21 protein-coding genes, 2 pseudogenes and 1 riboswitch are annotated in these 25764 nt (G+C 57.8%); of the genes and pseudogenes, 12 read left to right on the forward strand and 11 right to left on the reverse strand.

The features are described 5' to 3' along the window. Together BHV64_RS04620 and BHV64_RS04625 are read right to left on the reverse strand one after the other, a co-directional pair. Nucleotides 1–729: pseudogene (locus BHV64_RS04620) on the reverse strand (DUF1016 N-terminal domain-containing protein); the annotation flags it as partial. A gap of 63 nt (nt 730–792) precedes the next feature. Next, a pseudogene (locus BHV64_RS04625) lies at nt 793–2009 on the reverse strand (phage integrase SAM-like domain-containing protein). Between the two features lie 268 nt (nt 2010–2277). Next, nucleotides 2278–2480: riboswitch (cobalamin riboswitch) on the reverse strand. 51 nt (nt 2481–2531) lie between these two features. Between BHV64_RS04625 and fabD the strand changes: the two are divergent. From fabD to BHV64_RS04640, 3 genes are all read left to right on the forward strand, one after another. Then, nucleotides 2532–3413: an ACP S-malonyltransferase gene (gene fabD, locus BHV64_RS04630; protein WP_288115599.1), complete on the forward strand. Its 882-nt coding sequence runs from the start codon at nt 2532–2534 to the stop codon at nt 3411–3413. A 161-nt stretch (nt 3414–3574) separates the two neighbouring features. Next, nucleotides 3575–4804, forward strand: a complete 1230-nt coding sequence (locus BHV64_RS04635; protein WP_022062210.1) for an ROK family transcriptional regulator — start codon at nt 3575–3577, stop codon at nt 4802–4804. Next, on the forward strand, nt 4804–5334 hold the full coding sequence (locus BHV64_RS04640; RefSeq protein ID WP_015546301.1) for a GNAT family N-acetyltransferase: 531 nt from the start codon (nt 4804–4806) through the stop codon (nt 5332–5334). Before BHV64_RS04635 ends, BHV64_RS04640 begins: the two co-directional genes overlap by 1 nt. Nucleotides 5335–5525: 191 nt before the next feature. Here BHV64_RS04640 and galK read toward each other — a convergent pair whose 3' ends face one another. Beyond that, on the reverse strand, nt 5526–6653 hold the full coding sequence (gene galK, locus BHV64_RS04645) for a galactokinase (RefSeq protein ID WP_015547187.1): 1128 nt from the start codon (nt 6651–6653) through the stop codon (nt 5526–5528). Nucleotides 6654–6916: 263 nt separating this feature from the next. Between galK and BHV64_RS04650 the strand changes: the two genes are divergently transcribed. Both BHV64_RS04650 and BHV64_RS04655 read left to right on the forward strand, forming a co-directional pair. Beyond that, nucleotides 6917–7678 carry a glycerophosphodiester phosphodiesterase family protein gene (locus BHV64_RS04650; protein WP_217727306.1) on the forward strand — a complete coding sequence of 254 codons (762 nt, stop codon included), beginning with the start codon at nt 6917–6919 and terminating at the stop codon, nt 7676–7678. A gap of 55 nt (nt 7679–7733) precedes the next feature. Continuing rightward, entirely contained in the window at nt 7734–8369 is a 636-nt protein-coding gene (locus tag BHV64_RS04655; RefSeq protein WP_022062311.1) for a hypothetical protein, read from the forward strand. A gap of 98 nt (nt 8370–8467) precedes the next feature. Here BHV64_RS04655 and BHV64_RS04660 read toward each other — a convergent pair whose 3' ends face one another. Further along, on the reverse strand, nt 8468–9262 hold the full coding sequence (locus tag BHV64_RS04660; RefSeq protein WP_149887439.1) for a DeoR/GlpR family DNA-binding transcription regulator: 795 nt from the start codon (nt 9260–9262) through the stop codon (nt 8468–8470). Nucleotides 9263–9465: 203 nt separating this feature from the next. Here BHV64_RS04660 and BHV64_RS04665 point away from each other — a divergent pair, with 203 nt between their 5' ends. Continuing rightward, a complete protein-coding gene (locus BHV64_RS04665) occupies nt 9466–11034 on the forward strand; it encodes a glycerol-3-phosphate dehydrogenase/oxidase (RefSeq protein WP_015547190.1) in 1569 nt (522 codons plus the stop codon). A 23-nt stretch (nt 11035–11057) separates the two neighbouring features. After that, the gene (locus BHV64_RS04670) at nt 11058–12482 is read left to right on the forward strand and encodes an MFS transporter (RefSeq protein WP_138266014.1); all 1425 of its coding nucleotides are present in this window, start codon (nt 11058–11060) and stop codon (nt 12480–12482) included. Nucleotides 12483–12492: 10 nt separating this feature from the next. Here the strand turns inward: BHV64_RS04670 and BHV64_RS04675 are convergent, their stop codons facing one another. The 5 genes from BHV64_RS04675 to abc-f all read right to left on the reverse strand — a co-directional run bounded on the left by BHV64_RS04675 (nt 12493) and on the right by abc-f (nt 18061). Beyond that, on the reverse strand, nt 12493–13068 hold the full coding sequence (locus BHV64_RS04675) for a M48 family metallopeptidase (protein WP_022062315.1): 576 nt from the start codon (nt 13066–13068) through the stop codon (nt 12493–12495). Further along, complete coding sequence (locus BHV64_RS04680; RefSeq protein WP_217727305.1) at nt 13065–14798, reverse strand: DUF4153 domain-containing protein; 1734 nt, start codon at nt 14796–14798, stop codon at nt 13065–13067. The genes BHV64_RS04675 and BHV64_RS04680 overlap by 4 nt, the downstream gene beginning before the upstream one ends. A 151-nt stretch (nt 14799–14949) precedes the next feature. Further along, a complete protein-coding gene (rlmB, locus tag BHV64_RS04685) occupies nt 14950–15690 on the reverse strand; it encodes a 23S rRNA (guanosine(2251)-2'-O)-methyltransferase RlmB (RefSeq protein WP_288115600.1) in 741 nt (246 codons plus the stop codon). A gap of 43 nt (nt 15691–15733) precedes the next feature. Further along, nucleotides 15734–16069: a GIY-YIG nuclease family protein gene (locus BHV64_RS04690; RefSeq protein ID WP_254886364.1), complete on the reverse strand. Its 336-nt coding sequence runs from the start codon at nt 16067–16069 to the stop codon at nt 15734–15736. 51 nt (nt 16070–16120) lie between these two features. Then, nucleotides 16121–18061, reverse strand: a complete 1941-nt coding sequence (gene abc-f, locus BHV64_RS04695) for a ribosomal protection-like ABC-F family protein (RefSeq protein ID WP_147620626.1) — start codon at nt 18059–18061, stop codon at nt 16121–16123. Between the two features lie 80 nt (nt 18062–18141). Between abc-f and BHV64_RS04700 the strand changes: the two genes are divergently transcribed. Next, nucleotides 18142–18702: an HD domain-containing protein gene (locus BHV64_RS04700; RefSeq protein ID WP_015547195.1), complete on the forward strand. Its 561-nt coding sequence runs from the start codon at nt 18142–18144 to the stop codon at nt 18700–18702. Between the two features lie 55 nt (nt 18703–18757). On the opposite strand, the gene rpe is transcribed toward BHV64_RS04700, so the two are convergent. Continuing rightward, nucleotides 18758–19408: a ribulose-phosphate 3-epimerase gene (rpe, locus tag BHV64_RS04705; RefSeq protein WP_083810221.1), complete on the reverse strand. Its 651-nt coding sequence runs from the start codon at nt 19406–19408 to the stop codon at nt 18758–18760. A gap of 82 nt (nt 19409–19490) precedes the next feature. Here rpe and BHV64_RS04710 point away from each other — a divergent pair, with 82 nt between their 5' ends. Beyond that, nucleotides 19491–20822, forward strand: a complete 1332-nt coding sequence (locus BHV64_RS04710) for a DNA recombination protein RmuC (RefSeq protein WP_288115602.1) — start codon at nt 19491–19493, stop codon at nt 20820–20822. An 83-nt stretch (nt 20823–20905) separates the two neighbouring features. Next, on the forward strand, nt 20906–23521 hold the full coding sequence (locus BHV64_RS04715) for a glycoside hydrolase family 31 protein (protein ID WP_217727303.1): 2616 nt from the start codon (nt 20906–20908) through the stop codon (nt 23519–23521). Between the two features lie 65 nt (nt 23522–23586). Here the strand turns inward: BHV64_RS04715 and BHV64_RS04720 are convergent, their stop codons facing one another. Beyond that, nucleotides 23587–24138: an RNA polymerase sigma-70 factor gene (locus BHV64_RS04720; protein ID WP_253092238.1), complete on the reverse strand. Its 552-nt coding sequence runs from the start codon at nt 24136–24138 to the stop codon at nt 23587–23589. Nucleotides 24139–24401: 263 nt separating this feature from the next. On the opposite strand from BHV64_RS04720, the gene BHV64_RS04725 reads away from it, so the two are divergent. Continuing rightward, a complete protein-coding gene (locus BHV64_RS04725; RefSeq protein WP_217727301.1) occupies nt 24402–24746 on the forward strand; it encodes a BACON domain-containing protein in 345 nt (114 codons plus the stop codon). Nucleotides 24747–24786: 40 nt separating this feature from the next. After that, a complete protein-coding gene (locus BHV64_RS04730; RefSeq protein WP_168949597.1) occupies nt 24787–25764 on the forward strand; it encodes a FecR family protein in 978 nt (325 codons plus the stop codon).

The following is a 25764-nucleotide window of genomic DNA, read 5'->3' on the forward strand; positions in this document are numbered from 1 at the left end:
TCCCTTTCGTCTGCCTTTTCCTTAGTTCCAGCCAAGTCAAAGATGTACGGGTCTTTCAGAAGGTAATTGGCAAGGTCGCTTTGAGGTGCAGGAAGCGTGGATGTGAAATTGTTTACCTTATTATTGCTGATTTGTCTGCTATACAGATTGGTTTCAATTTGTATTTTAAGAACATTGCTGCTCCAGCCCATTTCCACGGACTGTTTCATGTACCAATATCCTATGCCTAACGGTAATGAGCCATCAAGTATAACCATTTGGCTTGCCCAGTTTATTCTGGCGACAGGGGAGTTCAAGAAAATTTTTTCTATCTCCATAATCCCCATCCTGTAAATGGCAGAAACGGTTTTCTCGTTTCAATACTTCGTTTGTCACATTCTGTATGTTTGGAACAGATAGTCTTACATCCGTATCAATGAAACTTCTTAGCACACTCAGCGGATATGTCCGTGCGAATTGGCACATATAAGTAAGGTTGCGTTCCGAATAGCCTTTCTTTTCGGGATAATTGAACCGGATAGCCTTTGCCAATTGCTTGATGATTTTACTTCCCCACCCATGCTGTTGCTGATGATAGAGAATATAGTTGCCCACTTTCCAGTAGTGGAACAGCATTTGCGCATTGGCTGCGACAATCAGTCTTACTTGTGCCTGTTCTATTTCCGAACCGACTGCGTGTATGAACGCATTTAAGTCCGTTTTTTCTATGTTGGATTCCTTGTTGTTCATATTGTGATAATGGTTTCTGCAAATATACTTATTGATAACTGTTTATGAAACTAATTGATACTTTTATAGTTGATTAAATTTGTTCATGGCGTTTACCCTGATGTCATCTGCTATGTCAATGTAGGGTTTCATGGCTTTGTAGTCACTGTGTCCCGTCCATTTCATGACCACCGGTGCCGGAATTCCGAGTGCCAACGCATTACAGATGAAAGTCTTTCTTCCGGCATGGGAACTTAACAATGCGTATTTGGGCGTGACTTCATCTATGCGCTCATTTCCCTTGTAGTAGGTTTCCCGTACAGGTTCGTTGATTTCCGCCAGTTCACCCAGTTCTTTCAGATAATCGTTCATCTTCTGATTGCTGATGACGGGTAATGCCATGTGGTTCTCGAAATGAACATCCTTGTATTTTTCAAGAATCGCTTTGCTGTGGTCGTTCAGTTCGATTATCAGGCTGTCCGCAGTCTTGACTGTGGTGACTTCAATGTGGTCGGGCTTAATATCACTTCTTTTAAGATTACGAACATCCGAATATCGTAAACTCGTGAAACAACAGAACAGAAAGACATCCCTGACACGTTCCAAATACTGCTTGTCATGTGGTATCTGATAATCTTTCAGCTTGTTCAGTTCATCCCATGTTAGGAATATTACCTTTTTAGGGGTTGTTTTCAATTTTGGTTTGAATGCGTCGTATGCAATGTTCTGATGATACCCTTTTTTGAAGCTCCAACGCAGGAACCATTTGAGAAACCCAATCTGTTTACCGATGGTGCTGTTTCTCAATTCCTTTTTATCACGCAAGAAATTAACATACTCGTTCAGCCCGAACTCGTTGAAGTATTCAAAGGTTACATCTTCCTTGAACTCTTTGAGGTGATTTCTCACCGCTGCAAATTTCTCGTATGTGGATACCGTCCAATTATTCTGGTTGCCACACTCTTTTACAAACTCATCGAACACTTCCCAAAAACTTATCTGCGCTTCTTCCTGCTGTTCTTCACTGCTGTCTTTCATCCGCAGATTGAACGCATCCTTTAGCTGTTGGGTGGTGGGCATGGTTTCCTGTACCTCAAACTCCTTGAACACGTTTTGCATTTCGGCATAGTATTTCAGTTGTCGGCATCCCATTTGGCTACGTCAATCCGGTAGCCTGTTGTAAACTCGATGCGTTGGCTTGCGTATATGACACGCATACGGATAGGCACGTTCTCCACGATTGGCACACCGTTCTTCTTCCGGCCCTCCAATGCAAAAATGATGTTACGTTTGATATTCATATTTGGGTGCGTTTGAATTTCTACACCCAAATATACACCCAAAAATTGAAATAGCAAAAGGTATTTAGAAAGATTTAGATTTACTCTGCATTGTATATAATATATGATTATCAGTGATTTGCAATTTTATGATATTTTTTGAAAGCGTAGGTTCGAGAGCCTCTCTGAATCGAACCTTTTTCACGTCCATACCCGTATTTCAGCCACGAAATACCAAGACTTGCGATGCTCCGTTCTCCGCAGACACACCCCGAAAAAAGATTCTTCCTCGTCGGGAAGCTGCAAGGCAGGTCTTCTGGCTCGTTCCTGCCGCAACGCCTTCCCGGCCCTCTCGGACCAGTGGCTTTCAGCGTGTCGCGGCAACTATCGGAACTTACAGCAGCGGGAACTGCTGCCGATTTTCACGGCATTCCCATTTAATCACACGGGGCCTTGCCCGGCCCTTTGTGAACCATTGCGGTGCAAATTTAGGAAATAAATTCGTATCTTTGCCTCCGCAAACATAAAATTCGCAAAAAAATTATGAAGCACGCATACGTATTCCCGGGCCAGGGCGCCCAGGCCGTCGGAATGGGCAAAGACCTCTACGACAACGTTCCGGCTGCGAAGGAACTCTTCGAGAAAGCCAACGAGATCCTCGGTTTCCGCATCACCGACATCATGTTCGCCGGTACGGACGAAGAACTGAAGCAGACCCGCGTCCCCCAGCCCGCCGTATTCCTCCACTCGGTGATCATGGCCAAGGCGCTGGGCGTGAAGCCCGATGCCGCCGCCGGACACTCTTTAGGCGAATTCTCGGCCCTCGTGGTCGCCGGAGCGCTCTCGTTCGAGGACGGTCTGAAGCTCGTTTCGAAGCGCGCCATGGCCATGCAGGCCGCCTGCGAGGCGCAGCCCGGAACGATGGCCGCCATTCTCGGTCTGGAAGACAAGGTCGTGGAGGAGATCTGCGCGTCGGTCGACGGCGTGGTCGTCGCCGCCAACTACAACTGCCCGGGCCAGCTGGTGATCTCGGGAGCCGTGGAGGCCGTAGACGCCGCCTGCGAGAAAGCCAAGGCCGCCGGAGCGCGCCGTGCGCTGCGCCTGCCGGTGGGCGGAGCGTTCCACTCGCCGCTGATGGAGCCTGCCAAGCAGGAACTCGAGAAAGCCATCGCCGAAGCGCCGTTCCAAACGCCCGTATGCCCCGTTTACCAGAACGTCGACGCCAAGCCCTATACCGATCCCGCCGCCATCAAGGCCAACCTGATCGCCCAGCTGACGGCCCCCGTGCGCTGGACCTACATCGTGCGCAACATGCTCTCCGACGGCGTGACGGAATTCACCGAACTCGGCCCCGGCAGCGTGTTGCAGGGACTCATCCGCAAGGTGGACCCCAACGCAGTCGTGGAATCGAAATCGACGCTGTAAAACAAAAAGTTTCGCTTAAAAATTAACGCCCTGATTTTCAGGGCGTTAATTTTTTACCCCTCATTTTGAAGCAAAATTTATTAAATTTTATTAAAAACTTATTGCATTTATTAAAGATAGTGTATATATTTGCAGAGTTAGTTAAAAATGAGCCTGGAAGGATGACATCACTTACCGAATTTTTCAACAAACACGAAGACGACGCCCTGAAGGGCATTACGCACAAAAACAGCATCATCAAGCGCAACATCATCGCGCACATGGCTGTCAACGGAGAATGCACGCTTTCGGAGCTTACCAAAGAGCTTCACATCAGTGTCCCCACGATCACCAAACTGGTTCAGGAACTGGTCGACGAGAACATCGTGACAGACCTGGGCAAGGTGGAAACCCCGGGCGGACGGCGCCCCAACATCTTCGGCCTGGCCAACTCGGCAATCTATTTCGCCGGGGTGAACGTCGGTCGTGACAACATGCGCTTCCTGATCACCGATCTGCAAAACAACATCATCAAAGAGGAGAACGACTTCACGTTCGAGCTGCTCGACCGTCCGCAGTGCATCGAGCGCATCTGCTCGGGCATCGAGAACTTCATCGCCGCATGCGGCATCGACCGGGGCAAGATTCTCGGGCTGGGCGTCTGCATGACGGGACGCGTGAACCCCGACACGGGCCGCAGTTACAAATACTTCACGTCGAGCGAACAGTCGCTGCGCGACTTGCTCGAAGAGCGCGTCGGCATCCGCGTACTGCTGGAGAACGACACCCGCGCCCGCTGCTATGCCGAATACACCTGCGGCAAATCGAAGGACGAGAGCAACGTGCTGTACCTCCACATGGGCCGCGGCGTGGCCATCGGCATCGTGGTCGACGGACAGCTCTACTACGGCAAGAGCGGCTTCGCCGGCGAGTTCGGCCACATTCCCTTCTTCGACAACGAGATCATCTGCTCGTGCGGCAAGAAGGGCTGCCTCGAAACCGAGGTTTCGGGCATCGCCATCGAGGACAAGATGTGCCACCTGATCCAAAAGGGCGTGAACACCATCCTCAAGGAGAAATACGACCAGCAGAAGACCATCCACATCGACGACATCATCACTGCGGCGAAGAACGACGACAACCTTTCGATCGAACTGATCGAGGAGGCGGGCGAGAAGGTCGGCAAGGCCGTGGCTTTCCTGATCAACACGTTCAACCCCGAGACGGTCATCGTCGGCGGCAACCTCGCGGCGGCGGGCGACTACATCATGCTGCCGCTCAAATCGGCGACGAACAAATATTCGCTCAACCTGGTCTACAAGGACACCAAGTTCCGCGTGTCGAAGATGACCGAGAACGCCAACGCCTGGGGCGTGGCCATGCTGATCCGCAACAAGATCATCGGATTGTAATGAACATCGAGGGCCGCACCATCCGCCTGCGGGCCGTGGAGCCGGGCGACGTCGACCTGATGTACGAGTGGGAGAACGACTGCGACATCTGGCCGGTCAGCGGGACGACGGAGCCGTTCTCGCGTCATCAGCTGGAGCGCTTCGTCGAACGGCATCAGGACATCGTCGGGGTGCTCTGCGACGGACAACTGCGGCTGATCATCGAGACGCTGTTGAGTTCCAAGCCGGTCGGGGCGATCGACCTGTTCGAATACGACCCGATCCACCGCCGGGCAGGCATCGGCATCCTCATCTACGAACAGAGCGACCGGGGACGCGGCTACGCCTCCGACGCCGTGGAAACCCTCTGCCGCTATGCACACGATACGCTGCGCGCGCATCAGCTGTGGTGCAACGTCGGTGCCGACAACGAAGCGAGCCTGCGCCTGTTCCGCAGCGCGGGATTCACCGAGATCGGCGTCAAACGCGACTGGCTATGGCGGCCCAACGGCTATCACGACGAGGTGATGCTGCAAAAGATATTCGACTGAAACAGCGGACCACAAGAGTCCGCTGTTTTCAATTCGACCGAAGCCGTCCACGGATTGCCCCCCCCGAAAGTTCCGTCGTTTTTGATCAGCGAGGCATACATCGTAAAAACGGGACGAATGGATGACGTATGCTCCATTCGTCCCGTTCGGGGGGGGGGTGATTGCGGCGGATGCGCCGCAATCATCGAAAATTACAGCCGGCGCGAACCGTCGGAGATCACGACGTCGTAAACCTTCGGTTCGTGGCCGTATTTGGCGTTGAACTTCTCCTTGGCCGTGGCGATGAAGTTGTCGTAAAGTTCGTCCTTCACCAGGTTGATCGTGCAGCCGCCGAAGCCGCCGCCCATGATGCGCGAACCCGTCACGCCGCACTCCTCGGCGACCTCCGCCAGGAAGTCCAGCTCCTCGCACGACACTTCGTAGTCCTTCGACATGCCCCAGTGGGTCTCGTACATGCGCTTGCCGACCGTCTCGTAGTCGCCCTTTTCGAGCGCTTCGCATACGTCCAGAACGCGCTTCTCCTCGCCGATCACATAGCGGGCGCGCTTGTAGTCCTCCTCCGAAATCCGATCCTTGACGGCTTCGAGCTGCTCCATCGTGGCGCCGCGCAGGAACTCCTGCCCCAGCACTTTCGCAACGCGCTCGCAGGAAGCGCGGCGGTCGTTGTACGGAGAGCCTACCAGTTCGTGCTTCACGCGCGAATCCAGCAGAACCAACTTATAGCCCTTCGGGTCGAACGGGAAGTAGGCGTATTCCAGCGAACGGCAGTCCAGACGGATCAGGTTGCCCTTCTTGCCGAACACCGAGGCGAACTGGTCCATGATGCCGCAGTTCACGCCGCAGTAGTTGTGCTCGGTCGACTGACCGATCTTCGCCAGTTCGAACTTGTCGATACCGCAGTTATAGAGGTCGTTCAGCGCAAAGGCGTAGGTTGACTCCAGCGCTGCCGACGACGACATGCCGGCGCCCAGGGGCACGTCTCCGGCAAACACCGTGTCGAAACCGCCGATCTTGCCGCCGCGCTTCTGAATCTCGCGGCAGACGCCGAAGATGTAGCACGCCCAGCTCTCGGCCGGTTTGTCCGCCTCGTTCAGACCGAACTCCGAGCTTTCGCCCAGGTCGAGCGCATAAGCGCGCACCTTGTCCGTGCCGTTGAGCCGGATCGCCGCGACAATACCCTTATCGACCGCCCCCGGGAAGACGAAGCCCCCGTTGTAGTCCGTATGCTCGCCGATCAGGTTGATGCGGCCCGGAGAGGCGAACAGGATGGCTCCTTCGCCGTAAAGTTCATTGAATTTCTTGCTGACTTTTTCTTTCATGGCTCTTATTTTGTGGTTTTAAGTTTGAGTATCCGGATTCGGATTGCACGAAGATAGGAAAAAAATCCGTGACGCCCGGCATAATTTTGCTTCAATTAACAATAAAAATCGACCATTTCATGCCCGGAATCCCCGAAAACGGCTGCGGCGACATCCTTATGCAAACGAAAGTTTTGCCTCCCTTTCGACTTGTAAATCCGGAAATGTTTGCTACCTTTGTAATGGTTTCGTTTCAGAAGTCACCAACTAACATTTCAAACGATATGACAAAAAACCTCATTTTGGCCGCCGCCATGCTGTTAGCAGGAGGCGCCGTCGCAGCCCAACCCAAGGTAATCGCACACCGCGGTTACTGGACAGCCCCCGAATCGGCGCAGAACTCGATCGCTTCGTTCACGAAAGCCGACGCCGTCGGTGTCTTCGGCTCGGAAATCGACGTATGGCTCACCGCCGACGACAAACTGATCGTCAACCACGACCGCATTTACAAAGGCACGGACGTCAACATGGAGAAAGCCACCGCCAAGGAGATCACGGCCATCGTGCTGCCCAACGGCGAGAACATCCCCACGTTCGACGCCTACCTGAAACTCGTCGCCTCGAAACCCGACACGCGCCTGATTCTCGAAATGAAGTCGCTTTCGGATTACAACCGCGAAGACCTCGCCGCCAAAAAGATCGTCAAGCAGCTCAAGAAATACGGCGTGCTGGACCAGACGGAGATCATCGCCTTCTCGATCAACGCCTGCATGGCATTCAAGAAGCTCATTCCCGACACCAAAATCTACTACCTCAACGGCGACCTGGCTCCCAAGAGCATCAAGAAACTGGGGCTGGCCGGCATCGACTACTCGATGGGCGTGCTGCGCAAGCATCCCCAATGGGTGAAGGAGGCGCACGATCTGGGTCTCGAAGTCAACGTCTGGACCGTGGATTCGGAGGAGGACATGAAGTATTTCATCGGGCTGGGCGTGGACTACATCACCACCGACTACCCCGAGCGGCTGCAAGCCCTGCTGAAATAACGACCGGCCGATTCGTCAGACAGCCGCTAAAGATATGTATAAAAAAGCGCTACTGATGCTGGGATTGCTGAGCCTCGGGCCAGGAGATGCGGTCATTGCACAAACAGACATTGTAAACATCCCGGAGGCGTTCTGGGAGTCGGGATTTGTTCTCAACGGTTGCAAAATCGAATTTCCCTGCAAACTTATCGACCTGATGCAGACCTCGAATTATAAAAGCGGCTCAGTCAACACCAAAATTCCTCCTACCGGCGAAAACGAATTTTGGGCCGTAACTTTAACCAACGGGAAGGGAGAGAGAATCGAGGCTACGCTATTCAACCCCACGGCGCAGGAACTCGATGAAGCCGACTGCCTTGTAAACAGCATCAGCATCGGACCGCGTTCCGATAATTGGCACAATATCTCGGACTTTGCCGTTTTCGGTTTAAAGAGTAAGACGGCCACGCGGGAAGAGGTCGTCCAGGCGATCGAGAAATATTGCGGCGCACCTGCATACGTCATCGAAACTCCGAATGCGGATTATTACCAATTTTATGATAAAAAGCCTACGGTAGCTAATCCGGCACATTGGACAAATATCAAAATAGAGATCACGATTTCCAAAATGAAAGACACGTATAATGAAAAAATGATAGGATTCGACTTCCAACATGCAGGTGACTTTTACCGTAAACCGGAACCGAAATGATAAACCGTGCCGAACCTCTATTTTTCGCTTAACCTGAAAGCGGCCGTGATGTTCACGGCCGCTTTTTTATGATTCCACGTTCGGGGAAGAATGGCATATCAGACATCCACCACCGTCACCTCGATTCCGCGTTCGCGCAGGCGCTCCAGATAGAGGGGCTGCACGCCGCTGTCGGTGATGATGCGGTCCACCGCCTCCAGGTCGCAGATCTTGCTGAATCCGCGGCGCCCGAACTTCGAACTGTCGGCCAGCACCACGACCTTCTGCGCGGCGTTGATCATCGCGCCGTTCAGCGATGCCTCGAGCATGTTGGTCGTCGTCAGCCCGAACTCGGTATCGATGCCGTCGACACCGACAAACAGCTTGCTGCAGTTGAAATTGCGGAGCATCGACTCGGCAAAGGGTCCCACGACCGAAACCGAACTGCTCCGGGTGATGCCGCCCAGCTGGATGACGTCCACATCGGCGTGCTGCGAGAGAATCTGCGTCACGGGAACCGCCGCCGTGATGACCGTCAGGCGGCCTACGGGTTTGATCTCCCGGGCCAGAAAGGCCATCGTCGTGCCCGAAGCGATGATGATCGAATCGTCCTGCGACACGAGGGCCGCGGCGGCGGCACCGATCGCCCGCTTCTCGGCGACGTTCTTCTTCTCTTTCTCGTTGACGTGGCGATCGCTGATATAAGGGCTTATAAGAATGGCGCTGCCATGCGTCCGGTAGAGTTTCTTCTGCTGTTCGAGGTAGGACAGGTCCTTGCGGATGGTCACTTCCGAAACCTTGAAAAGCTCGGAGAGCTGTGTCACCGAAATCGAGCCGTTCTGCTGCAACAGCGACAAAATACGGCTGTGCCGTTCCGGAAGGCTCAAAAGTGGTTCTTCACCTGGTTTGTTCATGCGCAATTAAAATTTTAAAGTTTTGAGAGACTAATATACGAAAAATATTCGAAACACGAACATTCCGCCGCGATTATTTTCACTCCCGCAAGAAATTGCATGCCCGATCAGAATATTTCAAATTAAAAGGTTTTTTATTTTGAAATCGCCGAAATGATTTGTACTTTTGTTCCGAAACGAAATCAATCATCAAACCGATATTTATGGAAAGAGCATCACAAATCAAAAAGTTGTCCGACAAGGGCAAAATCTGGGACATGGTAGTCGTAGGCGGCGGTGCGACCGGACTCGGCGTCGCGGTGGATGCAGCCACGCGCGGCATGAGCGTAGCCTGCCTGGAGAAGACCGACTTTGCGAAATGTACGTCGAGCCGTTCGACCAAACTCGTGCACGGCGGCGTGCGCTACCTGCAAAAGGGCGACGTGATGCTGGTGCTTGAAGCGTTGCGCGAGCGCGGCCGCATGAAGGCCAACGCCCCGCATCTGGTGAAGGACCAGGCGTTCGTCATTTCGAACTACCGCTACTGGGACAATTTCCTTTACTTCTGCGGCCTGACCTTCTACGACCTGCTCTCGTTCGGCTTCGGCTACGGACGTTCGAAGTACATCTCCGCCAAGAAAGTGATGAAATACATCCCCACCTCGGTCGAAAAGGGGCTGAAGGGCGGCGTGGTCTACCACGACGGACAGTTCGACGACTCGCGCATGGCCATCAACCTCGCCCAGACCTGCGTCGAGAACGGCGGCACGGTCGTCAACGAGGCCACCGTGACGGGCATCCTGCACAATGAGGCGGGCAAGGTCGCCGGCGTGAAGTTCGTCGACAACACCACCGGCGAGGAGTATTCGATCAAGGCGCGCAGCGTCGTGAACGCCGCCGGCTGCTTCGTCGACGACATCATGCACATGGACAGCCCCGAACACCGCAAGATGGTCACCCCGAGCCAGGGCGTGCACCTCGTGCTGGACATGAAATTCCTGCAGAGCGACTATGCGATCATGGTTCCCAAGACCTCGGACGGCCGCGTGCTGTTCGCCGTGCCCTGGCACGACAAGGTCGTGGTCGGAACGACCGACATCGTGCGCCCCACCCCGGAGGAGGAGCCGCGTCCGCTGAAGGAGGAGATCGACTTCATCCTCGGCACCGCGGGACTCTACATGAACCCGGCGCCCACCTACAAGGACATCCTCTCGGTATTCGCGGGTCAGCGTCCGCTGGCGGCGCCCAAGAAGGAGGGCAAGAACACGAAGGAGATTTCGCGCAGCCACAAGGTCATCACCTCGGACAACGGTCTGGTGACGATCACCGGCGGCAAGTGGACCTCCTACCGCCTGATGGCCGAGGACACGGTGGACAAGGCCATCGAAGTAGCGGGACTTCCCCGGCGCAAGTGCGTGACCAAGAAATTCCACATCCACGGCTACCGCAAGAATCCCAACCTCGCCGACCATATGTACGTTTACGGTTCGGACGAGCCGAAGATCCTGAATCTGATCAAGGAAAACCCGGCGCTGGGCGAAAAGCTCTCTCCGAAGTTCGGCTACACGCTTGCCGAGGTGGTTTGGGCCGTGCGCGAGGAGATGGCCCTCACGGTCGAGGACGTGCTGGCGCGCCGCGTGCGGCTGCTGTTCGTCGACGCCCGCGAGGCGATGGCCGCCGCCCCGAAGGTCGCCGAAACGATGGCCCGCGAACTGGGCCGCGACCAGGCATGGATCGATGCGCAGGTCGAAAGTTTCACGAAGATGGCGAAAAATTATATCTTTGAAGCTTAAACGGACTTTAACCCAAGCTTAAAATGTTCAATTTTTTTAATCCTCCGGCTCCCAAACCGAGGCTCTCCCAGGACAAAATCCCGGCCAAATACGCGCAGATGCGTCTGCGCGTATTTTTGGGTGCGTTTCTGGGATACGCAGCCTACTATCTGGTGCGCAAGAATCTTTCGCTCGCAGCGCCAGGCATGATCGAGTCGGGACTCCTCGACAAGGCCAGCGTAGGACTCGCGGGTTCGGCGATCTCGATCGCCTATGCCTTCAGCAAGTTCATCATGGGCAGCCTTTCCGACCGTTCCGACGCACGCAAATTCCTTGTCGTAGGACTTATTCTCTCATCGTTGCTGATGATTTGCACGGGACTGATCCCTTACAGCCACACAAATCCCGGCATCAACGTAAGCATTATCTTCGGTCTGATGCTGCTGGTGGGCTGGCTTTCGGGCATGGGATGGCCTCCCTGCGGGCGTATCATGGCCCACTGGTTCTCCCAGAACGAACGCAGTTTCAAAATGTCGGTATGGAATACGTCGCACACGATCGGCAGTGGCTCGCTGGGACTGCTCGTAACCGCCGGAATCGCCATCTTCGCCATGCTGGGATGGGGCGACACGTGGCGTGCAGCCTTCATCTTCCCGAGTTGCGTGGCGCTTCTTCTGGCCGTTTTCTGCTGGTGGGCGCTGCGCGACACGCCCCAGGCCTGCGGGCTGCCTCCCATCGACGAATACCGCAACGATTACTCGGCGGTAAAGGCCGCCAAGGGAGAAGAACAGAAAATCCCCTTCAAAAAACTCTTCGTCGACTACATTTTCAAGAACAAGATTCTCTGGCTCATCGCCCTGGCCAACGCTTTCGTCTATCTGGTGCGTTACGGCATCAGCGACTGGGCGCCGGTCTACCTGCAGGAGATGAATATCATGGATGCCTCGCAGAGCAACCTGGCCTTCTCGCTGCACAACTACGCGGGCGTCCCCGGAACGATCATCTGCGGATGGATCTCGGCCAAATTCTTCAAGGGACGCTGCGCCCCGGCCAACGTGATCTACATGGTGTTGGTGCTAATCGGCATTCTGGTCTATTGGAAAGCCGCTCCCATTGCCCAGTCGCTGGCTGAAATCTTCGGCGGCGACCCTGCCGCCATCGGCCGCACGGTCGTCTACACGGCGCTCTGCGAAATCGGGTTCTGCATCTACGGTCCCGTGGCGCTGATCGGCATTCAGGCGCTGAACCTCGTGCCGAAGAATGCAGCCGGAACGGCCGCAGGATTCGTCGGGTTGTTCGGCTACCTGTTCGGCGACGCCGTGCTGGCGAAAATCGTCATGGGTTCGGTCGCCAACGACAACTCGCTGGGATGGAACGCCACCTTCTGGATGTTCATTGTCGCCAGCCTGCTTGCCACGGCATTCTGTGCCACAACCTGGAAACGCGAGAAACAGGCTCTCTCCCGATAGAAAATTCCCGCTAACGAATCGTGAAAGCCCTTAACTCCCGGTTAAGGGCTTTTTCACGCCCTCCGACCAGACGGTCGACCAAGGCATGGAAACGGGGCGAATGGTCGTGGTGAACCGTGTGGCAGAGTTCGTGGACGATCACATAGTCGCGCAGGTGCTCCGGAAGAGTCATCAGAAAGAGGCTCAACGAGATGTGGTTGCGCCCCGAGCAACTCCCCCACTTCGTGCGCGAGGCGCGGATCGAAAGTTTTTCGTACTTCAGGCCCGTCGCCTCCGACAGTCGCCCGATGCGGCCCGGCAGGTCGGCTTTCGCCGCACGGCGCAGCTCCTCGATACGGGCTTTCCGCTCCTCGGGCGGCAACTGCGGAGGCAGGGATGCCCGCTTGCGGGCGAGCCGTTCGCGCGCCGCCCCGATCCATTCCGCTTTTTGCTCCAGAAAATCCAAAGCCCGTTTTTGCGGCACCCCGCAGGGGAACGAAAGCCGCACGGCACCCGTGGCACGCACCGAAATCGAAATGCGGCGGGCGCGCACGGTCTGCGAGAGGGTCACCTCGCCCAGCCGGGGATGCACATAGAGGGAGGTCATCGCATCAGCACAGCATTGATCGCCATTCCCTGTATTACAACGGCAGAATCCGTACGTTCCAACTTAATATTTTCGAACAGAATCCGGCAACGGTCATCGCGGTAATCCAACAACCGCAACAACTGCTCCGGCGCAGGCTCGCACGCTTCGGCCGGATCGAATCCGCTCCTTTCCAGCTGGCGTTCCAGCAAATCCCGACAGGAAATCCGGTACACGGCACACTCCTCCCCCAAAAACAGACGAAGCGTATCGTTGCTGACATCATAACTATGATCGTTGTACCAGTTCCGGAGATTCGTATAATAATGCGGATATTCCGCATTTACCTCGAACCGGACATTAACGGGCGCCTCCAGTTCAATAATATTGGTATCGACACATGTATCGACACAGCTCCAATCATAGCCCCACCTCACGTAATCGCGCATCGCTTCGGGAAAAATCGCGGCCAGATCGTCGAGGTCCTTCACGCCGAAACGGGCGAAAGCCGCGCTGTCGCGGCGGATATAGTCGAGCGACTCGTAGAGTTTCCGGTACTCCTTCTTATAAACGGTATCGGCCAGCGGCATCGGCGTCAGCAGCAGCCGTCCGTCCCCGCCGAGGCGTCCGAGCCGCTCCGCCACCCGCTCCGCGCGCTGCGTCTGCGACTGCACGGCGATACGCTCCGGCTCGAGGAAGGGAACGTAAGCCAGCGCGGCGAAGCTCACCCATGCCGCAAGACACACCCACAGGTAACGGCCCGTACGCTGCGAAAGGAACAACAGCACGCAGAGGGTCATCAGACCGCCGCACACCACGAGGTAGACGCGCGGTTCGGTCAGGCCGTATTCGTTCGTGCGGCGCACCACGCCGATCCAGAACAGCGTCAGCACGGGCAGCGACACAAGGCTGAAACGGTCGAAAAACCAGTCGTAAATCCGTTTTTCAAGCAGCCGCCCCAGCGCCTTCACGGCCAGCGCCGTCATCGTGAACCCGAAGACCAGATAGGCCACGCCGCCCTCGGGCAGCGTCCACGTGACGAGGATTTTGGCCATGTAGAGGTAGAGGATTGCGGCGTAGATCAGCAGCGCGGGGGTCACGATGTAGTTCAGCAGCATTTCGAGGATGCGGCTGCCGCGCAGTTCGGCGTCCCGCCAGCGGTCGGCCATCATCAGGAACAGCAGCGGCACGGCCAGCGTCTCGCAGATCGTCACGGCCCACACCGCGACGTGTTCGATCCACGCTCCGTCGAGGCCGAAGATATAGGTCGCCGAATAGAGTATCGCATAGAACAGCCCCAGCGCGACATTGGCGAACAGCAGGGCCAGCGCACCCGAGCGCAGCCAGACGAGCGCGCCGTTGACGAACCGGTCGTTGCGCACGGCCCGCAGGCTCAACAGCAACAGCAGCGGCGCCAGTATGCCGAGCGAAATGCGGAAAGACGCGCTTTCGACCCAGTCGCCGAGACCGCTCCAAAGCGTCAGCGGCACGATCGGCGCCCACACGACCCAATAGACTTTCCGCCACGGTCCGCGCCCCGCCAGGTTGTTGACGGCAAGCGCCAGAGCGAAGAACAGCGGCACGAGGCCGAGTCTATTAAACAATTCCTCCTCGCTCCAGTCGAGTTCGTAGGTGAGCAGGCACCGGATGCAGGCGTAGAGCGCCAGGAGCGTTTCGACCGGGTACGACCGCACGACCCGCACGGCCCCTTCGCGGAGCCAGCGCAGGCAGTATTCGAGTTTGGCTTTCACAGAATTATGATTTTGATTATCGGCTTTGCATATTCGTTCGTCATGGCGAGGCGTCGTCAGATGCCGCGGCCATCTGCGGAGAGTGTCGTAACGCCGCAAGGATTGCCGCGTCGCTGCGCTCCTCGCAATGACGGGACTCCGTCTCCTCCTTTCAGTTCTCCGGCCCGATGCGCTGGCGCACGACCTCGAACAGCATCACGGCCGCCGCGGCCGAGACGTTGAGCGACTCGATGTGGCCGATCAGCGGAATGGCCAGCTGCTCGTCGCAGAGTTTGAGCACCTCTTTCGAGATGCCCGTATCCTCGGCGCCCATCACGATCACCGTAGGACGGCGGAAATCGGCATCGTAGAGCAGTTTGCGGCTCTTCTCCGTGGCGGCCACGACCTGAAAGTCCTCCGCCTGCAATGCCTTGAGCGTATTGCGGACCGAGCCGACGCGGCACACGGGAATCGTCGTCAGCGCACCGGCCGACGAACGGATCGCCTCGGCGTTCACGGGCGCCGAGTTCTTCAGCGGCGTGATCAGCCCGTGCGCCCCGGCACACTCGGCCGAGCGGGCGATGGCCCCGAAATTCCGCACGTCGGTCACCCCGTCGAACAACACCACGAGCGGCGTCTCGTCTTCGGGCACACGTTCCAGAATGTCGGTCAGCTGCACATACTCGATGGCCGCGGTCTGCGCCACGACGCCCTGGTGGTTGCCGCGCGTCAGACGGTTGAGCTTCTCGACCGGAACCTCCTGATAATGCAGACGGTGGCGCATGCAAAGATCTTTCAGCTCCTGCATCAGCTGCCCTTCGGCGCCCTTGCGGATGTAGAGTTTCTCGATCTGCTTTCCGGCCTCGATCGCTTCGGCCACGGGACGAATCCCGAAAATAAGGTTGCTATCCATCGTGTAAATTGTTATATTTGTCATTTTGAGCACAGCGAAGAATCTAAAAATCAGCGGCAAGATCCACTCTGCCCGGATTCATCGTTTCTATCAATCGCTCTTTTCGTTCCCGCAACCATCCTTTGATCTGCTTCTCTCTGGCTATTGCATCTCGAACGTCCGAATAAGGCTCGTAATAAAGTAAGGCATAACACCGATAACGGCTTGTAAATCCTGCTGTTTCTCCATTTTTATGTTCCAGAACCCGACGTTGGAGATCATTTGTTACTCCAACGTACAAAGCCCTGCCGCTGGCACTGCCCATCATATATACGTAATAATGTCCCTGCATATTATCTTCCAAAAGATCCTTCGCTTCGCTCAGGATGACATTATGCATTATTCATTCTGCATTCCATTCCCCGCATCCCGATTTTTGATTTCAAGCGGGCTAATCCGCTACGATTTCCAGTTCGTACGACGCCTTCTCCCACTCGTGCATCTGGTGGTCGTAACGGGTTTTCAGTTCGTTGTAAGCCTTGTAGTCGGCCTCGTTGTATTCGGTCGCGGCGGCGAACCGCGCATCGTACTCCGCGATCCGCTTCTCGATGTCGGCCAGCTCCGCCTCGATCGTCTCCACGACCTTTTTCGCTTTGCGCAGCTGCTTCTCCTGCTCCTTCCTCTGCTCGTAGGAGAGCTTTCCGGATACGGCCGGCTTCGGTTCGTCGCCTTTCGCAGGCGTTTTGGCCGGAGCGTCGCGCCGCTCGATCTCCTGCAACGACTCCAGCTTGCGCTTTTCGAGGAAATAGTAGATGCCGCCCAGATACTCCTTCACCCCGCCGTCGCGGAACTCGTAGACCTTCTCGACCATGCCGTCGAGGAATTCGCGGTCGTGCGACACCACGACCACCGTGCCGTCGTACTTCATAATGGCGTTCTTGAGGATGTCCTTCGAGCGCATGTCCATGTGGTTCGTCGGCTCGTCCAGCACCAGCAGGTTGCGCGGTTCGAGCATCATACGGGCCATCGCCAGACGCGCCCGCTCGCCGCCCGAGAGAACCTTGACCTTCTTGTCGATGTCCTCGCCGCGGAACAGGAACGCCCCCAGAATGTCGCGCAGGCGGGTCCGGATGTCGCCCACGGCCACACGGTCCAGCGTGTCGTAGACCGTGAAATCGCCGTCCATCAGATCGTCCTGATTCTGGGCGTAATAGCCGATATTGACGTTCGCCCCGAGGCGCACCGACCCTTCGGTGGGCGTCAGCTGGCCGATCAGCATGCGTGCGAGGGTCGTCTTGCCCTCGCCGTTGCGGCCCACCAACGCGATCCTGTCGCCCTTCTCGATGACGAAATTCGCGCCGCTGAAGACATGTTTCTCGCCGAACGACATGCCGGCCTCGCTGATCTCCGCGACGATCTGCCCCGAGCGGGGCGCGGGCGGAAACTTGATGTTGAGCGTGGCGAGGTCCTCTTCCTCGATCTCGAGACGGTCCAGCCGCTCCAGCTGCTTGATGCGCGACTGCACCTGGTTCGACTTGGTGGGTTTGTAACGGAATTTCTCGATGAACTCCTCGGTCTTCTCGATCATCCGCTGCTGGTTCTCGTAGGCCGCCATCTGCTGCGCCCGGCGCTCGGCGCGCAGGACGACGTATTTCGAATAGGAGACCTTGTAATCGGTGATCTTGCCCAGCGACAGTTCGACCGTGCGGTTGGTGACGTTGTCCAGAAAGGCGCGGTCGTGCGAAATGAGCAGCACCGCGCCGTTGTAATTCCGGAGATACTCTTCGAGCCACTGAATCGACTCGATGTCGAGATGGTTCGTCGGTTCGTCCAGCAGGAAGATCGAGGGCCGCCTGAGCAGCAGTTTCGCCAGCTCGATACGCATGCGCCAGCCGCCCGAGAACTCGCTCGTGGCGCGCCCGAAATCCGACCGTTTGAACCCGAGGCCCAGCAGCGTCTTCTCGATGTCCGCGTCGCGGGTCTCGCCGCCGAGGATATGATAGTGGTCCTGCGCGTCGTTCAGGCGGTGCAGGAGCTGTTCGTATTCGGGGCTTTCGTAGTCGGTGCGCTCGGCGATCTCGCGCGTCAGGGCCTCGATCTCGGCCTCGAGCCGCAACACCTCCTCGAAGGCCTTGGCGGTCTCCTCCGCGAGCGTCGTGGTGTCCGCCACGCGCATCGTCTGCGGCAGGTATCCGATCGTGCAGTCGCCGTTGAGCGTCACGGCGCCCGACGTGGGCTGCTGTTCGCCCGTGATGATGCGCAGGAGCGTGGTTTTGCCCGCTCCGTTCTTGCCCACCAGTCCGATGCGGTCCTTCGGGTTGATCAGGAACGAAATATTGTCGAAAAGGGTCCAGCCCCCATAACTGACGGTAAGGTTGTCTAATGAAATCATGGCGAATCTAAAAACACCGCAAAGTTAGCGATTTAATCCGACATATCGTATCTTTACGGTCCCGAAACAGAATCCCGGAGATGGAAAAACTGGAACGATACCTGCAATTCATGCGCGAAGCCGAACGGCTGAAAAACGTCCTGCGCTCGGCCCGCACCTCGACCGGACGGCACGAAAGCACCGCCGAACACACGTGGCGGCTGGCCCTGCTGGCCCTCGTCCTTGCGGACGAAAAACCGGAACTCGACCTGCCTCGGGTCCTTGCGATGTGCCTGGTCCACGACCTCGGGGAGGCTTACGAAGGCGACATCCCGGCCGTTGCGCAGTGCGACCCCGCCTCCAAGGCCGCGGCGGAACTTGCGGCCATGGAGCGGCTCACGCCCCTGCTGCCCGCAGAAGCCGCAGCACGCATCCGGACGCTTTGGGAGGAGTACGAAGCCTGCGCCACGCCCGAAGCCCGCTGGGTCAAGGCGCTCGACAAGGCCGAGACCATCCTCCAGCACAATCAGGGAGCCAATCCCGCCGATTTCGATTACGAATTCAACCTGACCTACGGCGCGGAGTGGTTCCGCGACGATGCGCTCCTGCGCCGACTGCGCCGACTGCTCGACGCCGAGACGGCCCGGCACGCCGGACGCTGATGGAGTGTTTTTTCCGAAATGAAATCCCCTGCGCTCTTCCGGACGGACCCTCCGGTCAGGCGTTGAGCATCTTCACGACCTCGGCCTGCGGATCTTCGGCTCCGAAAACGCTGCTGCCGGCCACCAGCACGTCGGCGCCCGCCCCGTAAACCGCTCCGGCGTTGCGGGCCGAGATGCCTCCATCGACCTCGATGATCGTTTCGAGACCCATCTCCCGGGCCATCGCCCGCAGCTGCGCGATCTTCTCCAGCGACCCCGGGATGAACGACTGTCCGCCGAACCCCGGCTCGACGCTCATCACCAGCACCAGGTCCACCAGCGGCAGCACCTCGCGCAGCGCCTCCACCGGCGTCGCCGGCTTGATCGACACGCCCGCTTTGGCTCCGGCCCGGCGGATCAGCGCGACGCACCCCGCGGGGTCGTCCGTCGCTTCGAGGTGGAAGGTCACCAGATCGGCCCCCGCCTCGGCGAAGCGCGCAACGTATTTTTCCGGGCTGACGATCATCAAGTGCACGTCGAGAAATTTCGCCGTCGCCTTGCGGATGGCTTTCAGCACGGGAAACCCGAATGAAATGTTGGGGACGAAAACGCCGTCCATCACGTCGATATGAACCCATTCGGCCGCACTGGCGTCGACCATCCGGGTATCGCGCTCCAGATGGCCGAAGTCGGCCGAGAGCATCGAAGGGGCTACTATACGTTGCATGAATCAAAGAGTTTGTCGGTCAAAGATACGAAAAATTCCACGGAAAATTCTACCTTTGTCAGTATGAACACCGCATTCATTCTTGCAATCATCGTGCTCGGCGCCCTCTCGGCGGCGCTCGGGGCCATGCTCGCCGGAAGCCGGCCACCTGCGTGCCGACAAGACCGCCGCCGAGCAGGCCCGCCTGCAAGCCGAAGCGGACATCCGCGTGCAGATCGAAACGCGGCTGCGCACCGAAACCGAACTGGCCGCCCTGCGCGCCTCGTCCCAGACGGAAATCGCCGGCCTGCAACAAAAGAACGCCGAGGAGCGCGCCGCCGAGAAAGCCGAACGCGAACAGCTCGAAGAGCGTTTCCGCATGCAATTCAAAAACCTCGCGACGGAGATTCTGGGCGAGCAGTCGCAGCGGTTCAAGGAGACCAGCAGGGAGTCGATCGACATCCTGCTGAAACCGTTCAAGGAGAACATCGTCGACTTCCGCAAGCGCGTCGAGGAGATCTACACCACGCAGACCTCCCAGCGGGGCGAGCTGAAATCGGAACTCAAACGCCTGATGGAACTCAACCAGACGATCTCCACCGAGGCCCGGAACCTGACCGACGCCCTGAAAGGCAATTCGAAGGTGCAGGGCGACTGGGGCGAGATGCTGCTCGAAACGATCCTCGACAGTTCGGCCCTCTCGAAGGGCATCCACTACCAGACGCAGTACAACATCAAGGACGAGGAGGGGCGCAACCTGCGGCCCGACGTGGTGTTGCACCTGCCCGAGAAGAAGGACATCGTCATCGACTCGAAAGTCTCGCTCACGGCCTTCGTGGGTTACTCCTCGGCCGACACGGAGGAGGAGCGGCGGCGTTATCTCGCGGCGCACATCGCCTCGGTGCGGCAGCACGTCACCGAACTGGGCCGCAAGGAGTACCAGCGGCGGCTCAATTCGCCCGACTTCGTCATCATGTTCATCCCCAACGAACCGGCGTTCCTCGCGGCGTTGCAGAACGACACGGCCATCTGGTCCGACGCCTACGACAAAAAGGTGATCATCTCGTCGCCGACGAACCTTTTCGCCCTGCTCAAACTCGTCGCCGACCTCTGGAAATACAACGACCAGGACAAGAACACCAAGGAGATCGCCGCCTGCGGACTGAAGCTCTACGAACAGCTGGTGGCCTTCACCGCCTCGCTCGAAGGGGTCGGCACAGCGCTGGACAAGGCCCGCGACGCCTACGAAGACGCCCACAAACGCCTCTGCACGGGCAACGACAACATCATCCGCGTCGGCGAACGCCTGCGCAAAACCGCCCGCCTGCAAACCAAGCGGCAGCATGCCGCGCGCACGCTCGAAATCGCCGGCAGCGATACGGATTCGGACGACCGTTCCGAGGCCCCCGCCGCCCTGCCGGACAGCGGCGCATAGCCCCTCCGCAAAAAAAATCGCACCGCAGGCTCATCGTTTTGCCTGCGGGATGTGTCTATTCAGCAAACTAACCCCATAAACTTATGAAAAGAGCGACAATTCTTTTTACGGTCCTGTGGCTGACGCTGGGTGCGGCCGCGGCCGGGAATCCCAAGGCCGACCCGCGGGCCGTCGTCGAGGCGGGCAACGCACGCTTCACGGTCCTCACCCCGCAGCTGATCCGCATGGAGTGGAGCGAGGACGGCCGTTTCGAGGACCGCGCCACGCTGACCTTCGTCAACCGTGAGACGCCCGTGCCGGACTTCAAGGTCCGCGACACGAAATCCCGGCTGACGATCACCACCCCGGCCCTGACGCTGACCTACACCAAAGGCGGCAAGTTTTCGGACAAAAACCTGAAAGCCGTCTTCCGGCTCAACGGCCGCGAGGTCGTATGGACCCCCGGCACGGAGGACCCGCAGAACCTCATGGGCACGACCCGCACGCTCGACGGATGCGACGGCAGGAAGCTGGGGCGCGAACCGATGGAGCAGGGGCTTCTTTCGCGCGCAGGATGGTCGGTGGTCGACGACAGCGGCCGCCACGTGCTGACGCCCGACGGCTCCGCCTGGAAAGAGTGGGTCGAGGCGCGCCCCGCGGGCGACCGCCAGGACCTCTACCTCTTCGCCTACGGGCACGACTACAAGCAGGCGCTCGCCGATTTCCAGCTCGTCGCAGGCCGCGCGCCGCTGCCCCCGAAGTACACCTTCGGCTACTGGTGGAGCCGCTACTGGCAGTATTCGGACAACGAGTTCGTCGACCTGGTGCAGAAACTCAAGTCGGTCGACATTCCGATCGACGTGCTGATCGTCGACATGGACTGGCACGAGACCTGGGGCCTGCGCAAGAAAAACCCCGCCAAGGACGAGTACGGACAGCGCATCGGCTGGACCGGCTACACCTGGCAGAAGGAGCTGTTCCCCTCGCCCGCGAATTTCCTCCGATGGACCGAAAACGAGCAGCTGAAAGTAGCGCTCAACCTCCACCCCGCCTCGGGCATCCAACCCTACGAAGACGTTTACGAGCCGTTCACCCGGGAGTACGGATGGACCGAAAAGGGCAAGAGCGTGCCGTTCCATATCGACGAACAAAAATGGGCCGACGCCTACTTCAAGACCGTGCTGAACCCGATGGAGCGCCAGGGCGTCGATTTCTGGTGGCTCGATTGGCAGCAGTGGATGGAGTCGAAATTCACCCCGGGACTTTCGAACACCTTCTGGCTCAACTACACCTTCTTCCACCACGCCGAGCAGCAGAACCCCGCGCTGCGGCCCTTCATCTACCACCGCTGGGGCGGTCTCGGATCGCACCGCTATCCGCTGGCATTCTCGGGCGACACCTACGCCAAGTGGGAGACGCTGGCCTTCCTGCCCTATTTCACGGCCACCTCGTCCAACGTCAACTACGGCTACTGGGGGCACGACATCGGCGGCCACATGTTCAAGAAGGAGACGAAAGCCACCGATCCCGAACTTTACACCCGCTGGCTGCAATACGGCGTCTTCACCCCGATCTTCAAGACCCACTCGACCAAGGACCCGCGCATCGAGCGTTACCTCTGGTTCTTCCCCGACCACCTGTTCGTCATGCGCGACGCCATCCGCCTGCGCTATACGCTGGCGCCCTACGTCTACAACGCCGCCCGCGAGAACTACGACACCGGCGTCGGCATGTGCCGTCCGATGTACTACGACCATCCCGAACGGGACGAGGCCTACAACGTCCCCGAGCAGTTCATGTTCGGCAACGACATCCTCGCCACGGCCGTCGTGGAGCCGGTCGACAGCGTCACGGGGCTGGCCGCGCGCCAGATCTGGTTCCCCGAGGGCCGGTGGTACGACTGCGCCACAGGAGCCATGTACGAGGGCGGACGCACCGAGGAGCTGCACTACACCCTCTCGGAAAATCCCTGGTACGCGCGGGCCGGAGCCATCCTCCCGATGAACCCACAGACGGTGAAAAACCTCCAGCAGCCCTGCGACACGCTGGTGCTGACCTTCATCCCCGGGGCCGACGGCGAGCTTGTCCACTACGAGGACGACGGCGTCAGCCAGCAGTACGCCACGGCCTACGCCACCACGAAGGTCACCAAGAAGCAGGAGGGCAACACCCTGCGCGCCGTCGTCGCGCCCCGCGAAGGCACCTACGCCGGTGCTCCCGACAGCCGCAGCTACGAAATGCGCTTCCCGGCGACCTTCCCGCCCAAAACGGTGCAGGTAAACGGCCGCGAAATCCCCTACGCCCGCTTCCCGAAAGCCGGACAATGGACCTACGACGCCTACACGCTCGCCCCGGTCGTCTACACGGACGCCGCGCCCTGCGACCGTCCGCTGGAGGTCGTGCTGACCTTCGACGACCACGCCGCGGCGCACCAGGCCGACCTCTACGGCAAAAGCGGAGTCTTCAAACGCTGCATCGACCTGACCGTCGAATTCAAGACCGAACAGGGCAAGACGGAACCCTACCTCATGCTGCCCAAGGAGTACCTCAACGTCTCGCAGTGCCCCAATTTCATTCTCGAAGACCCGGACCGCATCGCCGGCTACCTGGCTGCCTACGAGAAGAACAAGGCCGCGCTGTTCGAGACCACGGACAAAATGACCATCATCGGTGAAAATTTCAAAAAACGACTGCGCGCGCAGATCGGTGGCGTGAAATAGCCGCCCGCATAGAAAATCCCCGGAAGTTTATTCCGGGGATTTTTATTTGAAGGTGAGATAGACCGCTACACGAAGAACGCAATCGCCGAAAGCAATTTGCGCAATTCGGCCAGCGCGCCCGAGATATGATACTGCACCGTCTTGGGGCTGATATGGAGCGCCTCGGCAATGTCGTTGTAAGACATATCTTCGTAACGGCTCATGCAGAACACCTTACGCCGCTGCTCGGGCATATTGCTCACCGCCAGGTCGATCATCTCCATCAGGTCGTTCGTCGATACGCGGTCGTCGGTATCGGCAGGCGCCTCCGTCCCGTCCTCCGCAGCCCGGGCCTGGTATTTCGACTCCACCTGCCGGTGTTTGAAGGCATTGAAAATGGCGTTGCGCGTCATCCGGAAAAGATACCCCCTGAACGACACGACGTTGCCCAAGGTCTTGCGCTGCTCCCACACCTTGAGGAAAATATCGTGTGTAATATCCTCGGCCTCAACGCTGTCGCCGAGCAGCCGAAACGCAAAGTCCCGGACTTTCGCGGCATAACGCAAGTAAAGAATATCGAGAGCCTCGGTATCCCCTTCCCGCAATTTCCGCAACAGGATATGTTCGTCGCTATTCATGGTCCGTTTGTGCAAATATAGATTTAAGTCCAAAGAATTAAAAAACTTTTCGAATTATTTTTTTATTTATTCACGACTATTTTATAAAATATTCACGGTTTCTGCACACACATCATGGCTCCGAACGGTTCCGACGCGCAAAACAGCCGCCGCGCAAAAAAAATGTAAAAAATATCGCCGGACAGACTGGCATCCTGCCGCCGAAAGTTGTCTTATTAATAGAAACGGATCCGAAAAAATCGTTTAACCTGAAAAAACCTAACATGAAAAAACATCTACTACTCCTGCTGACACTCGTATGCGTGTGTCTGACAAGCAGTTGTAAGGACGAAGATGAGGCGGCGCCCGACAGCGTGTACATGTACAGCACGACGGGAACGGTGGATGCCGCGGCCGGCACGCACTCCGTGACGATCTTCACCACCTGCGCCTGGACGGCCGCCGGAGACACCTGGATCACCGTCAACCCCGTCGCCGGCGGCGAAAAGGGCATCCATGTCGTGAAGCTCAGCTACACGGCCAATCCGTCAGCCGCCCCGCGTACCGGAACCGTCACGTTCAAGGCAGGAACCTATACGGAGACCTTCACGCTGACACAGAAACAGTAACTGTCCGCAGGCAGCACAAACCCCAACACGCCCGGCTACCATGAGCAAACAGCAGCGCAAACAAATCATCGACTACATTTTCAACAATCCGAATGTCCCCGCGAAAATCCGCCGGGCGTTCGAAGAGTGGATGCTCACCCGTGAAAACGAGGCCGAGATCGACGAAATCCTGTTGGAAATGTGGAACCGGCATACGGCCGACGCCACGATCAAAGAGACCCGGCTGGGCCTCCAGCGGCTCCATGCCGCGATCAAACCCGGGCGGGTCCGCATGCTGGGACGCCGCATATTGCGCTACGCCGGCATGGCCGCCGCTGTCCTGCTGATCTTTGCCGGAGGTTACTACTTCGCGGCACGGACCGTCCGGCCCGCCGAGGAGATCACCCTGCTGACGGCCAAAGGCAATGTCGGCGAATTCACGTTGCCCGACGGTTCCCGTGTCTGGCTCAACGGCGAAAGCCGGCTGAAATACCCGGCGGAGTTCTCCGGCCCGACGCGAGAGGTCGCCCTCTCGGGCGAAGCCTTCTTCGAAGTCAGCAAAGACTCCCTGCGGCCGTTCCGCGTCAACATGGACAACCTGCAGGTCGAGGTCCTGGGAACATCGTTCGACGCCATCGGCTACTCGTTCGGGTCCCACCAGGAGATCATCCTCAAAACCGGATCGGTCAAAGTCTCCGGCGCCGACCTCGGCAAACCCGTCCTGCTGCGGCCCGACGAAAAATTATCGCTGGACACCCGCACCCGGCAGGTCACCGTCCGGCAGGTCGACGCCCGGAATTATTGCAGCTGGTTCGAATCCCGCCTGATCTTCGACAACACACCGCTCGCAGACATCATCACCAATCTCGAACGCAGGTACAACGTCGAAATAGCGCTCTCTTCGCACATCCGCGTCGACAAACGGCTTTCGCTGGTCGTCTACCACGAACCGTTGGAAGATATTCTGGATGTCATGGCCACACTCATCCCGATCCGCTACCGGATCGACGGCAACCAAGTGCTGATAACCAAGAAGTAA

Origin of the sequence: Alistipes sp. 56_sp_Nov_56_25, assembly GCF_001915285.1 — a bacterium.
GTDB classification, from domain to species: domain Bacteria; phylum Bacteroidota; class Bacteroidia; order Bacteroidales; family Rikenellaceae; genus Alistipes; species Alistipes shahii.